A 14,671-nucleotide genomic window follows, 5' to 3' on the forward strand; every position below is an offset into this window, starting at 1 on the left:
GTTTGCGTTGCGGGCGCCATAATACCTGAATGAAACACACTGTCAAACTCTCTCCGTAGCTTGTTACAGAGTGTCTGTTATGATCTTTGCGACTGAACGTTTCAAACCAACAGGAGTGTCGCCATGCGCGAACAGGATTACGCAGTTAATAACAGCGTGCAGGCTGAGCAGCTAGAGGTTAGCCGCGTCCTGCGCAACACTTACGGCTTACTGGCCCTCACTCTCGCATTCAGCGGCGTGATGGCGTATGTCGCCCAGCAGATGCGGGTCGGCTACCCGAACATTTTCGTGGTGCTGATCGGTTTCTACGGCCTTTTCTTCCTGACCAACAAGCTCCGTGATTCCGCCTGGGGCCTGGTGTCGGCATTTGCCCTGACCGGTTTCATGGGTTTCCTGCTCGGCCCGATCCTCAACCGTTACCTGGGCATGCAGGGCGGGGCGGAAGTCGTCAGCTCGGCCTTCGCGATGACCGCGCTGGTGTTCGGCGGCCTGTCGGCCTATGTGCTGATCTCCCGCAAGGACATGAGTTTCCTCAGTGGCTTCATCACTGCGGGGTTCTTCGTGTTGCTGGGTGCGGTGGTGGCCAGCTTCTTCTTCCAGATCAGCGGCCTGCAACTGGCGATCAGCGCAGGTTTCGTGCTGTTCTCCTCGGTCTGCATTCTGTTCCAGACCAGCGCCATCATCCATGGCGGCGAGCGTAACTACATCATGGCGACCATCAGCCTGTATGTATCGATCTACAACCTGTTTATCAGCTTGTTGCAGATCTTCGGCATCATGAGCCGCGATGATTGATCGCTGGGCTTGAGTAAAAAACCCGCTTCGGCGGGTTTTTTTATTGGGTTTTTATGGAGCGACACGGTGGTCAGGGCGATAGGTCGTACTGAGGAACGGCAACGGTAAGGTCAAAAGATCGCAGCCTGCGGCAGCTCCTGCAGAGGGGATTGAGTACGGTCGAAATGGATGGGGCGCACTTCAGGGCGCCTTCGCCGGCAAGCCGGGCTCCTACAGGGGATACGCGTGCGCTTGAGGGATAGGCCGGCCGGTAGGCCGCCTCGGTTCGGCTCTTGATTTTGCTTTTGCGGTGCACGCCCCCTCGAGAGGCCGAGTGGAGGTTCTGCGTAGTGGGCAACCCGGCATGGATGCCGGGTTAGCCGCGCACGGCCATGGATGGCCGATCGCGGCGGGCCCACGGAGCAGGACCGGAGCGAGGGCATGCCGAGCACTAGCGAGGCACCGAACGACAGGGGCAAGAGCGCTTGGTTACTTGGCGCTTCTCCAAGTGACCCGCTGTAAGAGCGGAACCCTAAGTAGCCGTGACCGCAGCAACGGATATGTACACGATCAAACAAACCCGCCACGCATCAGAACGCCATCGGAGGCAACCGCCGCTTGACCGGGGTCTTCTTGACGATCGCAGTGTTGGTTTCAGCATGGGTATTAAGCCGGTCAAGCAGGGTGTCCAGTTGCTCCATCGACCGCACATGCAACCGCGCAATAAAACAATCGTCCCCAGTCACCTTGTCGCATTCGGTGAATTCCGGAATCGCCTGAATCTGCCGCTCCACCTCCTGCAACTGCCCCGGCAGTGGGCGAATGCGGACGATGGCCTGCAGCTGATAGCCGAAGCACCGTGGATCGATCTCGACCGTATAACCCTTGAGCACACCCCGTTCCTCAAGGCGGCGCAGACGCTCGGCGACACTGGGCGAAGACAGTCCGCTGATATTGGCCAGGGCCTTGAGCGAGCGTCGCGAGTCCTCCATCAAGGCCGTGATCAGCACCTGGTCGATGTCATCGGTCATGGCAAAATCCTCGATTAGGCAATTAATCGGAACTGCCTTGATAAAAAAGGCAGAAACCGAGTTTAGCCTGATTTTTGCGCTGGAGAAGCCCCCGGGCGGATTGGCATACTTTGGGCTCAAACACAGGAGTCTGATGATGGACAAGTCAATTCGTCACGGGTCATTCGAAATGACCGCCGCCATGCTGATTTCCGGGACCATCGGCTGGTTCGTGCTGGTGTCCGGGCAACCGGTGCTGGACGTGGTGTTCTGGCGCTGCGTGTTCGGTGCCGGCACCTTGCTGCTGATTTGCGCGGCATTCGGCTTCCTGCGCCCCGGCATCCTGACCCGCACCACCTTCCTGCTGGCCGTGCTCAGCGGCGTGGCGATTGTCGGTAATTGGGTCTTGCTGTTCGCGTCTTACTCCCGCGCCTCGATTGCCATCGGCACCGCGGTGTACAACGTTCAGCCGTTCATGCTGGTGGGGTTGGCGGCGTTATTTCTCAACGAGAAAATCACCCTGCAGAAACTGTTCTGGCTGGGCATCTCGTTTCTCGGGATGTTGGCGATTGTCAGCGCCCATGGCGACCAGAATGAAAGCGGCAATGATTACCTGGTTGGCATCGCCCTGGCGCTGGGCGCTGCATTCCTTTATGCGATTGCCGCGCTGATCATCAAGCGCCTGACCGGTACGCCGCCGCACCTGATCGCGCTGGTCCAGGTCAGCACCGGCGTGCTGCTGCTCGCGCCGTTCGCGCACTTCTCGGCGCTGCCGCAAGCACCGAGCGCTTGGGCCAGCCTGGTGACCCTGGGCATCGTTCATACCGGCGTGATGTATGTGCTGCTGTACGGCGCGATTCAGAAACTGCCGACGGCACTGACCGGTGCGTTGTCGTTCATCTATCCGATTGCGGCGATTTTCGTCGACTGGTTTGCCTTCGGCCATCGCCTGGAGCCCCTGCAATGGCTGGGTGTCGCCGCGATTCTGCTGGCGGCTGCCGGCATGCAGCAGGGCTGGACCCTGAAATGGCGGCGCACGGTCACGCCCTGAACTGGCGTCAGATGTTCCAGCGCGGTGCGGTCTTGGCCAGGCGCTGGCGCATCTGGCCGATGTTGGCGGCCAGCTGGCGGTTCAGCAACCGGTAGCCGTCCAGGGCGTTGTAGACCGGGGCATCCAGGCTGACATCGGTCGGCAGTTCGGCGGGGCGACTGAGGCGCTGGGTGGCGCCGGATTTCAACGCCCGGGCCATGCCGATCAACTGCACCCGAATCAGCCGATGCTCGGCTTTGAGCGTCGATTGCAGATTGGCCATGGCCACGGGATCGTTGGCATCCGGCCGGGTATTGCCGAGGATCTCCAGGGTGCTGATACACAGGCGCAGATGGCGCTGGATGGCATCGAGTTCGGTCATGGAAATCTTCACTTCCTTGGACACCGACGGCATCAGCGAGCGCAGTTGCAGCATCACCGTGTTCAGACGGCCCATGATTTTGTGATATTCGTCATCGCTGACCGACTGGCCATTGATGATGCGTGCGTGGATCGCCGCGCAGTCGCGCAAGGCATCGGCCAGGTTGTAGCGCCAGGAGTAGACCGCGTACAGCGGCAGGGCGAAGGAAAAGGCCAGGGCCAGGGCAATGCCGATCAGGATGTCGACCCCGCGCCACAACCCGTCGGTGACTGGATTGTCGCCATGCCCGGCGACGATGAACACGGTGATCGCCGACAGCAACGCGGTGTAACCGCCCTTGCCGATGGCGTGGTACGAGAAAAACCCGCACACCACGGCCATCTCGAAATAGGTCAGCCAAGGCATGCCGAGCCAGGCCTCTTGCGCCACCAGCGCCAGACCGACAGCGGCGCCGATCAAGGTGCCGATGGCGCGTTCGGCAGCCTTTTTGCCGATATTGCCGTGATGCTGCAAGCCGCCGATTACCACCAGCATCGTCACCGATGCCCACTCGCCATGGGGCAGGTTGATGCCGGTGGTCAGCAGGATCGTGGCCAGCAACCCAAGCGATACGCGCACCGCGTGGATCAGTCTGGCGTGGCGATAGCGCCGGTACGGGTCCAGTAACGGACGCAGCAGCCGGCGCAGCAGTGGTGGCAGTCGGTTGGCTCTGAATGTGCTCAGGCTTGATCTCCTCAGAAGATGTAATCGGTGGTCAGGAAACTCGAACTGCGTCCGCTGATGATGTCGCTGATGAGTTCCTTGTTGGTTTCCTGGAATTTGGTCGCCACCAGGGTACGAATCGAAAACACCCGCAACGCATCATGTACCGACAGCGTGCCCTCGGCGGAGTTCTTGCGCCCGTTGAACGGGTAGGTGTCCGGCCCGCGCTGGCACTGGGCGTTGAGGTTGATCCGCCCGACCTGGTTGGCGAAGGTGTCCACCAGCCGGCCGACCGCCACCGGGTTGGTGCCGAAGATGCTCAACTGTTGGCCGAAGTCCGACTCCAGGACGTAATCGATCACCGTGTCCAGATGCCGGTAAGGCACGATCGGCACCACCGGGCCGAACTGTTCTTCCTGGTAGACGCGCATCTGCGGCGTCACCGGGTACAACACGGCGGGGTAGAAGAACGAAGCGCGGGCTTCACCGCCATTGGGGTTGACCACGGCGGCGCCTTTGCTCACCGCATCGGCCACCAGCGAGTGCAGGTAATCGACCTTGCTTGCCTCCGGCAACGGGGTAAGCGCCACGCCGTTTTCCCACGGCATGCCGGGTTTGAGCGTGGCGAGTTTGGCGTTGAATTTATCGATGAAGGCCTCGACCACATCTTCGTGGACGAAGAGGATTTTCAGCGCGGTGCAGCGCTGGCCGTTGAAGGACAGGGAGCCGGTGACGGCTTCGTTCACGGCGTTGTCCAGATCCACCTCGGGCAGGATGATGCCGGGGTTCTTTGCATCCAGACCCAGCGCCGCGCGCAGGCGGTGAGGTCTTGGGTGCAGTTTTTTCAGGTCGCTGGCGGCCTTGTTGGTGCCGATGAACGCAAAGATGTCGATCTTGCCGCTGGCCATCAGCGCGCTGACGGTCTCGCGGCCGCTGCCGTAGATCACGTTGATCACCCCGGCCGGGAAGCTGTCGCGGAAGGCTTCCAGCAGTGGACGGATCAGCAGCACGCCGAGTTTGGCCGGTTTGAACACCACGGTGTTGCCCATGATCAGTGCCGGAATCAGCGTGGTGAAGGTTTCGTTCAACGGGTAGTTGTAAGGCCCCATGCACAACGCCACGCCCATGGGCACGCGCCGGATCTGGCCGAGGGTGTCCTGTTCCAGCTCGAAGCGGCTGGAGCGGCGGTCGAGTTCCTTCAGGGCGTTGATGGTGTCGACGATGTAGTCGCAGGTGCGGTCGAACTCTTTTTCCGAGTCCTTGAGGTTCTTGCCGATCTCCCACATCAGCAACTTGACCACCGCTTCACGCTGTTCACGCATGCGGCCAAGGAAGGTCTCGACGTGCTGGATGCGCTCGGCCACGCGCATGGTCGGCCACAACCCCTGACCCCGATCATAGGCGCGGACGGCGGCGTCGAGGGCCGTCAGTGCAGTGTCGGCGTCGAGCAATGGCGTACTGCCGAGGATGACTTGTTCGTCGCCGTTCGCACCGGCCAGGTACACCGGGCTGCGGACCTGGGCGAGGGGGCCTGGCCAGGTTTTCAGCTCACCGTCGACCAGGTATTCACGCTGCTCGGTCTGGCCGTCGAGGCGGTATTTTTCCGGGATGTCGCCGGCAGAGGGAAACAGGTTGCCAAGGATCTGTGCTGTGGTCATGTCGCTACCCCGTCTGGATTGGGTGATGCGGATAAGGTCTGTTATCGCTATGCACTGTGATCAGGTCAAGGCCTGATCACGACGCGACTGTCGAAAGTAGTGGCGACAGGCCGTAAACCGTCGCGCAGTGGTTTGAAATGCGCGTTCGATCAGCATAGCTGAAACGTTTTACCAGATCGCTGCACCGATTGTCATGACCCACGGTCTTGATCGTTTAAAACCCCTGTGCCTGCATTCAGGTAGCAATCTTTTACCCCGGGAACACACAACGGCCAACGCTGCGGGTAAACTTCATGCTCTTTGCGAAGGAGTTCATATGAGTCACTACCAGCCGGGCATTCTCGCCACCCCCGTTCCACCTCAAGCCCGTCATATGTTCTTTGCACTGGAGTCTGCCGCTGCACTCCCGGCCGCGCTCGACAACTTGATGCGGCTGGTGGACGGTCAGTCGGCGGTGGTCGGTTTCGGTGAATCCCTGGTCAAGGCACTTCATGGCCAGATCGAGGGCCTGCGTCCCTTCCCGGCGTTGACCGGAGTAGGGGTCGACAACCCGTCGACCCAGCACGCGCTGTGGTGCTGGTTGCATGGCGTCGACCGTGGCGAATTGCTCAACCGCAGCAACGCCATCGAAGCGGCCCTGGCACCGGCCTTGCGCCTGGTGCAGATGAACGAAACCTTCCGCCACCTCACCGGCCACGACCTGACCGGTTACGAAGACGGCACTGAAAATCCCCACGACGAAGCCGCCGTGGCCGCCGCGCTGGTGGGTGAGGGCGCTGAAGGCCAGGTGGGTGGCAGCTTCGCCGCGATTCAGCAGTGGCAGCACGACCTGAAAGGCTTCAATGCGATGCCGTCCCATGAGAAGGACAACATCATGGGCCGGCGCTTGAGCGACAACGAAGAACTCGACGACGCGCCGATCTCCGCCCACGTCAAACGCACCGCCCAGGAAAGCTTCGCCCCCGAAGCGTTCGTGGTACGCCGTTCGATGCCGTGGATCGAAGGCGACCGCGCCGGCCTGATGTTCCTTGCCTTCGGTTTCTCCCTCGATGCGTTCGAAGCCCAACTGCGGCGCATGAGCGGTCTGGAAGATGGCATCACCGATGGTCTGTACCGCATGAGTCGGCCGATCACGGGCGGCTACTACTGGTGCCCGCCGCTCAAGGACGGTCGTCTGGACCTGCGTGCATTGCGCGTCGGCTGATTCGCGAGCGCGGCTTTAACCCCTGTAGGAGCCGGCTTGCCGGCGAAGGCGGTGGCACATTCAGTAGAGGTGTTGACTGACAGACCGCCTTCGCCAGCAAGCCGGCTCCTACACGAGATCGGCGTCGTTCGCCCAATGTCGTGTTCGCTGAAGCTCTCCTGAGCTGCCGGCGAAATCTAACCTTATTCCCAATCAGTATTTCTCAGCCATCCGTTAGAACTTTAAGATCACATCATAACTCGTTATGACAAGTGACCTTCATGACCGATAACGTTCTATCCCTGAGCAGTGTTCCGCTCCACACCCAACTTCGGGATGTACTGCGCGCCCGCATTCTCGACGGCGAATACCCGCAAGACAGCCAGATGCCCTCCGAAAGCGAGCTTGGCGCGCTGTTCAAGGTCAGCCGCATCACCGTGCGCCAGGCCCTGGGAGACCTGCAGAAAGAAGGGCTGATCTTCAAGATTCACGGCAAGGGCACTTTCGTCGCCAAACCGAAAACCTTTCAGAACGTCAGCACCTTGCAAGGCCTGGCCGAGTCCATGACCGGTCGCGGCTACGAGGTGATCAACCGCCTGCGCAGCTTCAAATTCATACCGGCCGACAAACTCGTCGCCGAGCGGTTGCAGGTCGCCGAAGGTGAGACCGTGGCGCAGATCAAGCGGGTGCGGCTGATCAATCGCGAACCGATCTCGCTGGAAATCACCTACCTGCCCAAGGCCATCGGCGAGCGGCTGGAGAAGGCTGATCTGGTCACCCGCGACATTTTCCTGATCCTCGAGAACGACTGCGGCCTGGCCCTCGGTCACGCCGACCTGGCCATCGACGCCGTACTGGCCGACAGCGACCTGACCCAGGCGCTGAACGTCGAAGCCGGCTCGCCGATCATGCGCATCGAGCGCCTGACCCACGACGCCAGCGGCCAGCCCCTGGACTTCGAACACCTTTACTACCGCGGCGATGCCTTCCAGTACCGCCTGCGGATCGACCGGCAAAAAGGGGATCAGGCATGACCCACAGCGCTATGAACAGAAGTACGCTTGAGCAGGAATACGACATCGTCGTGATCGGCGGCGGCACGGCCGGGCCCATGGCGGCGATCAAGGCCAAGGAGCGCAACCGCGACCTGCGGGTGCTGCTGATCGACAAGGCCAACGTCAAGCGCAGCGGCGCGATCAGCATGGGCATGGACGGCCTGAACAACGCGATCATTCCCGGTCACTCGACGCCGGAGCAGTACACCAAGGAAATCACCATCGCCAATGACGGCATCGTCAATCAGGCGGCGGTCTATGCCTACGCGACCCACAGCTTCGAGACCATCGAGCAACTGGACCGCTGGGGCGTGAAATTCGAGAAGGACGAAACCGGCGACTACGCGGTGAAGAAGGTCCACCACATGGGCGCCTACGTGCTACCGATGCCGGAAGGGCATGACATCAAGAAAGTCCTGTACCGCCAATTGAAACGGGCACGGGTCAGCATCACCAATCGCGTCGTGTGCACGCGCTTGCTGACCGACGAAGAAGGCGCGGTCAACGGCCTGATGGGCTTCGATTGTCGCACCGCCGATTTCCACGTGATCAAGGCCAAGGCCGTGATCCTCGCGTGCGGTGCCGCTGGGCGTTTGGGCCTGCCGTCCTCCGGCTACCTGATGGGCACCTATGAAAACCCGACCAACGCCGGCGACGGCTACGCCATGGCTTATCACGCAGGTGCGGAACTGGCGAACCTGGAATGCTTCCAGATCAACCCGCTGATCAAGGACTACAACGGCCCGGCCTGTGCCTACGTCACCGGCCCATTGGGCGGCTACACCGCCAACAACAAGGGCGAACGCTTCATCGAGTGCGACTACTGGAGCGGGCAGATGATGTGGGAGTTTCATCAGGAACTCGAAAGCGGCAACGGCCCGGTGTTCCTCAAGCTCGATCACCTGGCCGAGGAAACCATCCAGAACATCGAAGAGATCCTGCACAGCAACGAACGTCCGAGTCGCGGCCAGTTCCACGCCAACCGCGGCACCGATTACCGCACGCAAATGGTCGAGATGCACATCTCGGAAATCGGTTTTTGCAGCGGACACTCGGCGTCGGGGGTGTGGGTCAACGAGAAGGCCGAGACGTCGGTCAAGGGTTTGTATTCGGCAGGGGACATGGCGGCAGTGCCGCATAACTACATGCTCGGTGCATTCACTTATGGCTGGTTTGCCGGCAACAACGCGGCGGATTTTGTCGCCGGGCGTGAGTTTTCAGCGGTCGATGCGCGGCAGATCGAAACGGAAAAGGCACGGGTCTACGCGCCACTGGATCGCGAACACGGTCTGCCGCCGGCCCAGGTCGAGTACAAGCTGCGGCGTTTTGTGAACGACTACCTGCAGCCGCCGAAAGTGACCAGGAAGATGCAGATCGGTCTGCAACGCTTCAGTGACATCCAGCGCGATCTCGATCAGATCAAGGCCCATAACGCCCACGAGCTGATGCGTGCCATGGAAGTCAGCATGATCCGCGACTGCGCCGAAATGGCCGCCCGCGCTTCGCTGTTTCGCGCCGAGAGTCGCTGGGGGCTTTACCACTATCGAGTCGATCACCCGCAACGCAACGACAGCGACTGGTTCTGCCATTGCCACCTGAAGAAGGATGAAAACGGGCTGATGAGCAGTTTCAAGAAAGCCGTCGAGCCTTACATCATCCCGCTGGATGCCGAGGAAATGCAGGCCTACGACCGGCTGCGAGTCGGTGCCTTTGCTGCTTGAGCCTCACCACAAGAGAGACCGTGAAATGGCCTATCAACCCCAGGAAATCTTCTTTCGCTCGAACGCGCCGGTCACGGTCGATGAGGACCTGTGCATCGCCCATAAAGGCTGCACCGTGTGCGTCGATGTTTGCCCGATGGACCTGCTGGCGATCAACCCGGCCACGCAAAAGGCCTACATGGCCTTCGATGAATGCTGGTACTGCATGCCCTGTGAAAAGGACTGCCCGACCGGGGCGGTGAAAGTGGAAATACCGTATTTGTTGCGCTGACTCACAGGACGCCATCGTCGGAATGCCGCCCAGACCAAGCCCGGCTCCCACAGGTTTCTTTGGTGTCTGCAAAATTTTGGATTCAGCACAAATCACTGCGGGCTTGCCCGCGAAGAGGCCGCCACAGACAATAAAAAAGCCATCCGGCAACCACCGGACGCCTGTTTCAAAACACCCCTCGTTTCCCACCACGCCCTGATCGTGGCGGAGACGAACATCCTATAAATGATTCGAGGGGATTCACCATGTCTTTGCCAATATTGCTGCGTACAGCGTTAGCCGGTCTGGTACTGGCTTCATTCACCCTGTCGGCTTGCGCCGAAACCATCCGCATCGCCATCGGCACCCAGGACACCACCATCAACTGCGCCGCCGGCGGTCTGTTGATTCGCGAGTTGGGTCTGCTGGACAAATACCTGCCCCACGACGGCCCCTACAAGGACGCCAGGTACGAGGTGCAGTGGAAGAACTTCACCAGCGGGGCGCCCCTGACCAACGAGATGGTTGCCGGCAAACTCGATTTCGGCGCCATGGCTGATTTCCCGGGTTCGTTCAACGGTGTGGCATTCGAAACCGCGGGCAAGCACAGCCTGTTCATCAGCGTTCTGTCGGGCAGCATCAAGGGCAGCGGCAACGGCATCGTGGTGCCGAGCGCTTCGCCGGTGCAGTCATTGGCCGAGCTCAAGGGCAAGACCATTTCCGTGCCTTTTGCCTCCACCGCCCATGGCATGTTGCTGCGAGCCGTGGCCGCCCAGGGTTGGGACCCGCTCAAGGACGTGAACATCATCGCCCAGCCGCCTGAGGTCGCAGGCTCGGCGTTGCAGGCCGGGAAGATCGACGCCCACGCCGACTTTGTGCCCTTCGCCGAACTGTTCCCGAGCCGTGGTTTTGCACGCAAGATCTATGACGGTTCCCAGGCGAATGCCCCGACGTTCCATGGTGCATTGGTCGATCAGGCGTACGCGAAAAAGTACCCGGAAATTGTCGTCGCCTACCTGCGCGCCAGTATCGAAGCCAACCAGTTGCTGACGGCCGAGCCCGAGAAGTACAGCGAGTTGATCGCCAAGGTCACCGGGGTCGATGCCGAGGTCAACTACCTGTTCTACGGTCCGCTCGGGGTGCAGACCCGCGACCTGAGCTGGAAGCCGGAATACCGCCAGGCCGTCGGCACCGCCATCGATACCCTCAAGCTGCTGAAGAAGGCTGACCGCGGTCTCGATCTGAATACCTTCATCGACGATCAATACATCCGCGCCGCCTTCAAGGCCTCGAACCTGGATTACAGCGCACAGCTTGCCAATTACAAGCCGACGCCGCTGACAGCGGTGGATGCGTTGAGCGGCAAGGCCATCACCGACTTCAGCCATGTGGCCGAAATCTGGGTGCGCGGGGAGGCGAAAGTCCGTCAATACGCCTCGGCGGAATCGGCGTTCACCGCGCTGGCGAGCTTGAAGCAGGAGGGCAAGAACATCCGTGCGGTGTATGCCCAGGCGAGTGACAGCGGGATCAAGTTGCTGGCGGATCAGGCGTGGTTTGCCAGTGATGCGCAAGGGCATCTGAGCGCCTTCCTGCTCAAAGGCCAGGCCCAGCAGTTCGCTACGGCCCAGGGCGGCAAGGTGTTCGATTTTACCGATGCCACGACCCAGGCTGTTGCCGTGCGCTGACCCCGCGGCCCTCTGTAGGAGCCGGCTTGCCGGCGAATGCGTACTGGCATTCAACATTGTTGCTGGCTGGTCCGGCGCCTTCGCCGGCAAGCCGGGCTCCTACAGGGGAGCGACGTTGTATGAAGATATTGAGTTCACCAACGATCAACTGTGGGAGCGGGCTTGCCCGCGAATGCGGTCTGGCATTCAACATTGATGCCGGCTGGTCCGACGCCTTCGCCGGCAAGCCGGGCTCCTACAGGGACCAGGGTTGAGAGGAATAATTGTGTACCGATCTTATGCACGCTGGATCCCCAGATCAGCCTCGCTGTTGCTCTGCCTCCTGTTCTGGCAACTCGCCGCCAGTGGCCACTGGAACCTTGGCCTGGTGACCTTCGCCAACGTTCCGACGCCGCTGGCGGTGGTCGAAGCCGCCTTCGGTCTCGGCGATTCCGGCAAGCTCGGCCAGCACCTGAGCAGCAGTCTCGGCCGGGTGTTCGCCGGTTACCTTGCGGCGCTGGTCATCGGCGTCGCCCTCGGCCTGGCCATCGGTCGCTCGAAATGGGCGGAAGACTTGCTGCTGCCCCCCCTGGAAGTCCTGCGCCCGATTCCGGCGGTGGCCTGGATTCCACTGGCGATCCTGATGTTCCCGTCGTCAGAGCTGTCGATGGTGTTCATCACCTTCACCGGCGCGCTGTTCCCGATCCTGCTCAATACCGTGCACGGCGTCGAAGGCGTCGACCCGCGGCTGATCGCCTCGGCGAAAAGCCTCGGGGCAGGGCGGCGGGCGATTCTTTTGGAAGTGATCCTGCCGGGCGCCGCACCGAGCATCATCACTGGCCTCGCCATCGGCATGGGCACTTCGTGGTTCTGCCTGGTGACCGCGGAAATGATCTCCGGCCAGTACGGCATCGGTTATTACACCTGGGAGTCCTACACCATCCAGAACTACGCCGACATCGTGGTCGGCATGTTGCTGATCGGTGTACTCGGGATGGGCAGCAGTCTGCTGATCAAACGGCTGGGCGGGTTGTTCACGCCCTGGCACCGACCACGAGGAAAAGCCTGATGAGCGCGGTGCAAACCCCTGAAGGGCGGATCGACATCCGCCAGTTGTCCATTGTCCTCGGCGAAGACAAACACGCCTTCGAAGCCGTGCAAGGTCTGGACTGCCAGATCGAGCCGGGGCAGTTCGTGTGCATTCTCGGACCGTCCGGTTGCGGCAAATCCACCTTGCTCGGCGCGCTGGCCGGGCATCTGCAAAGCCATACCGGCACCCTGAACGTCGACGGCGCGCCAGTCTCGGGCCCATCGCCCCAGCGCGGCATGGTCTTTCAGCACCACACGCTGTTCCCCTGGCGCACGGTGCGCGACAACGTCGCCTTCGGCCTGAAAATGCGTGGCATCGGCAAAGCCGAACGACACCGGGCCGCCGACGAAATCCTCGCTCTGGTGGGCCTCGAAGGTTTTGCCGAACGCTGGCCCGATCAGCTGTCCGGCGGCATGCAGCAGCGGGTGGAAATCGCCCGGGTGCTGATCAATCGTCCTCGGCTGTTGCTGATGGACGAGCCGTTCGGCGCCCTCGATGCCCTGACCCGGTTGAACATGCAGGAACTGCTGCTGGACATCTGGACGCGCATCCGCACCACGGTGGTGTTCGTCACCCATGACATCGACGAAGCGCTGTTCCTCGCCGATCGGCTGCTGGTGATGAGTTCGCGCCCTGGCCGGATCATCGAAGACCTGCGCCTCGACTTCCCCCGGCCACGCACCACCGAACGGGTGACGAGCCACGCGTTCTCCCGCTTGAAGCGTCATTGCCTCGAGTTGCTGCGTCACGAAGACGGTCGGCAGCTGCCGCGCCTGAACCCTCTCGGACTTCCCCCTGAAAATAAACTGCCGCGGTTTGCCCTATGACCTCTCTATTCGATGTAACCGATAACGATGACATTCTCGCCCTGCAACCGCGCCTGACCGATGAAGATCCCGGCGTGCGGCGGATAGCCCTGATCGAACTGGCGGATCTCGAGGAACCGGATGGCTTGCTGTGGCTGGTCGACCGGTTGACGCAAGACCCGACCGAAGAGGTCCGCGCCGAAGCGGCACGGCTGCTGGAAGCCTGGGAGGACGAGCCCGTGGTCGAAGCACTGTGCCAGGCATTGACCGATCCCGCTCAGGCGGTGCAGGCCGCTGCCGCGCAAAGCCTCAGCCTGCTCAAGAGCGAAGCGGCGGGCCGGGTGATTCTGCCGTGGACCGGGCATGCCGACATCAGCGTACGCATTGCCGCGTTCAGGGCCTTGCGCGAGTTGCGGTTTCCCGCTGCTGCCCAAGCGGCTGTGGAAGCGCTGAATGATGAAGACGCCAGCGTTCGCCGCGAAGCCGTCGGCGTACTCGGCTGGCTCAAGCAGCTCGATGCCTTGCCGGCGCTGGCCCGATTGGCCAGTGACGATCCGGACACCGAAGTGCGCCGCGCCGCCACCGGGGCCTTGGGCCTGGCCTGCGATGCACTGGTGCTGCCGGCCCTGCGCCAGGCCCTGCAGGACCAGGCCTGGCAAGTGCGCGAAGAGGCCGCCACCACCCTGGGCAAGGTCGGACATGCCGACGCCGCGCCGGCACTGGTCGACGCCCTGGGCGACGATTACTGGCAAGTGCGTCTGCGCGCCACCCGCAGCCTCGGCCGCTTGCGCTACGTCCCGGCTCTGGACGCGCTGATCGAAACCCTTGGCCACCGCATCAGCAACCTGCGCAAGGAAGCCGCGCTGGCCCTCGGCGAGTTGAACGACAAAGGCGCCATCGCGCCCTTGCAGGCGGCACAGGACGACGGCGATCCGGAAGTGCGCAAGGCCGTGCGCATTGCGTTGAGTCAACTGCAATGAACCCGGTTGCGATTGGCAATTCCCGAAGCCGGCAGCAACTGCGCCTGAACTGGCCGGATGGTCGTGAGCAAGTGTTGGATCATGCCGAGTTGCGCCGGCAATGCCCGTGTTCGCAGTGCCGGGCGTTTCGGTTGCAAGGGCTGGCAGTGAAAGTCGACGGGCGCATCCGTGTGATTGAGCTCAATCAACAGGGCTACGGCCTGCAACTGATCTTCAGTGACGGCCACGAACGCGGCATTTACCCCTGGCCCTACCTCTCAGGACTCACCTGAAACCCGTAGGAGCGAGGCTTGCCCGCGAAGGCGGTGTGTCAGGTGCGCAGCCTTCGCGGGCAAGCCTCGCTCCTACGGGGGGCAGATTCGCGGA

14 protein-coding genes are annotated in these 14,671 nt (G+C 61.7%); 11 read left to right on the forward strand and 3 right to left on the reverse strand.

Features of this window, described 5'->3' with window-relative positions; translation table 11 throughout:
- Nucleotides 1-123 precede the first annotated feature (123 nt).
- Complete coding sequence (locus PMA3_RS11985; RefSeq protein ID WP_064677351.1) at nucleotides 124-795, forward strand: Bax inhibitor-1/YccA family protein; 672 nt, start codon at nucleotides 124-126, stop codon at nucleotides 793-795.
- Nucleotides 796-1,364: 569 nt separating this feature from the next.
- Here PMA3_RS11985 and PMA3_RS11990 read toward each other — a convergent pair.
- Entirely contained in the window at nucleotides 1,365-1,805 is a 441-nt protein-coding gene (locus PMA3_RS11990) for an Lrp/AsnC family transcriptional regulator (RefSeq protein ID WP_064677352.1), read from the reverse strand.
- A 136-nt stretch (nucleotides 1,806-1,941) separates the two neighbouring features.
- Here PMA3_RS11990 and PMA3_RS11995 point away from each other — a divergent pair, with 136 nt between their 5' ends.
- Nucleotides 1,942-2,835 (forward strand): DMT family transporter, encoded by an 894-nt coding sequence (locus PMA3_RS11995; RefSeq protein ID WP_064677353.1) that lies wholly within the window; start codon nucleotides 1,942-1,944, stop codon nucleotides 2,833-2,835.
- Nucleotides 2,836-2,842: 7 nt separating this feature from the next.
- On the opposite strand, the gene PMA3_RS12000 is transcribed toward PMA3_RS11995, so the two are convergent.
- Both PMA3_RS12000 and PMA3_RS12005 read right to left on the reverse strand, forming a co-directional pair.
- A complete protein-coding gene (locus tag PMA3_RS12000) occupies nucleotides 2,843-3,886 on the reverse strand; it encodes an FUSC family protein (protein ID WP_064677354.1) in 1,044 nt (347 codons plus the stop codon).
- Nucleotides 3,887-3,930: 44 nt separating this feature from the next.
- Nucleotides 3,931-5,556: an NADP-dependent glyceraldehyde-3-phosphate dehydrogenase gene (locus PMA3_RS12005; protein WP_064677355.1), complete on the reverse strand. Its 1,626-nt coding sequence runs from the start codon at nucleotides 5,554-5,556 to the stop codon at nucleotides 3,931-3,933.
- A 316-nt stretch (nucleotides 5,557-5,872) separates the two neighbouring features.
- On the opposite strand from PMA3_RS12005, the gene PMA3_RS12010 reads away from it, so the two are divergent.
- From PMA3_RS12010 to PMA3_RS12050, 9 genes are all read left to right on the forward strand, one after another.
- Entirely contained in the window at nucleotides 5,873-6,760 is an 888-nt protein-coding gene (locus tag PMA3_RS12010; protein ID WP_064677356.1) for a Dyp-type peroxidase, read from the forward strand.
- A 260-nt stretch (nucleotides 6,761-7,020) separates the two neighbouring features.
- Nucleotides 7,021-7,773, forward strand: a complete 753-nt coding sequence (locus PMA3_RS12015; RefSeq protein ID WP_064677357.1) for a GntR family transcriptional regulator — start codon at nucleotides 7,021-7,023, stop codon at nucleotides 7,771-7,773.
- 11 nt (nucleotides 7,774-7,784) lie between these two features.
- The gene (locus PMA3_RS12020; protein ID WP_064680680.1) at nucleotides 7,785-9,515 is read left to right on the forward strand and encodes a fumarate reductase/succinate dehydrogenase flavoprotein subunit; all 1,731 of its coding nucleotides are present in this window, start codon (nucleotides 7,785-7,787) and stop codon (nucleotides 9,513-9,515) included.
- Nucleotides 9,516-9,540: 25 nt separating this feature from the next.
- Nucleotides 9,541-9,786, forward strand: a complete 246-nt coding sequence (locus PMA3_RS12025) for a 4Fe-4S dicluster domain-containing protein (RefSeq protein WP_007946457.1) — start codon at nucleotides 9,541-9,543, stop codon at nucleotides 9,784-9,786.
- A 257-nt stretch (nucleotides 9,787-10,043) separates the two neighbouring features.
- Nucleotides 10,044-11,450 carry an ABC transporter substrate-binding protein gene (locus tag PMA3_RS12030; protein WP_162493652.1) on the forward strand — a complete coding sequence of 469 codons (1,407 nt, stop codon included), beginning with the start codon at nucleotides 10,044-10,046 and terminating at the stop codon, nucleotides 11,448-11,450.
- A gap of 265 nt (nucleotides 11,451-11,715) precedes the next feature.
- Nucleotides 11,716-12,498, forward strand: coding sequence for an ABC transporter permease (locus PMA3_RS12035; protein WP_064677358.1), 783 nt, complete (start codon nucleotides 11,716-11,718; stop codon nucleotides 12,496-12,498).
- Nucleotides 12,498-13,346, forward strand: coding sequence for an ABC transporter ATP-binding protein (locus PMA3_RS12040; RefSeq protein WP_064677359.1), 849 nt, complete (start codon nucleotides 12,498-12,500; stop codon nucleotides 13,344-13,346). Before PMA3_RS12035 ends, PMA3_RS12040 begins: the two co-directional genes overlap by 1 nt.
- Nucleotides 13,343-14,305 carry a HEAT repeat domain-containing protein gene (locus tag PMA3_RS12045; protein WP_064677360.1) on the forward strand — a complete coding sequence of 321 codons (963 nt, stop codon included), beginning with the start codon at nucleotides 13,343-13,345 and terminating at the stop codon, nucleotides 14,303-14,305. The genes PMA3_RS12040 and PMA3_RS12045 overlap by 4 nt, the downstream gene beginning before the upstream one ends.
- Entirely contained in the window at nucleotides 14,302-14,577 is a 276-nt protein-coding gene (locus PMA3_RS12050) for a DUF971 domain-containing protein (RefSeq protein ID WP_064677361.1), read from the forward strand. The genes PMA3_RS12045 and PMA3_RS12050 overlap by 4 nt, the downstream gene beginning before the upstream one ends.
- Nucleotides 14,578-14,671 lie beyond the last annotated feature (94 nt).

Origin of the sequence: Pseudomonas silesiensis, assembly GCF_001661075.1 — a bacterium.
Lineage (GTDB): Bacteria > Pseudomonadota > Gammaproteobacteria > Pseudomonadales > Pseudomonadaceae > Aquipseudomonas > Aquipseudomonas silesiensis.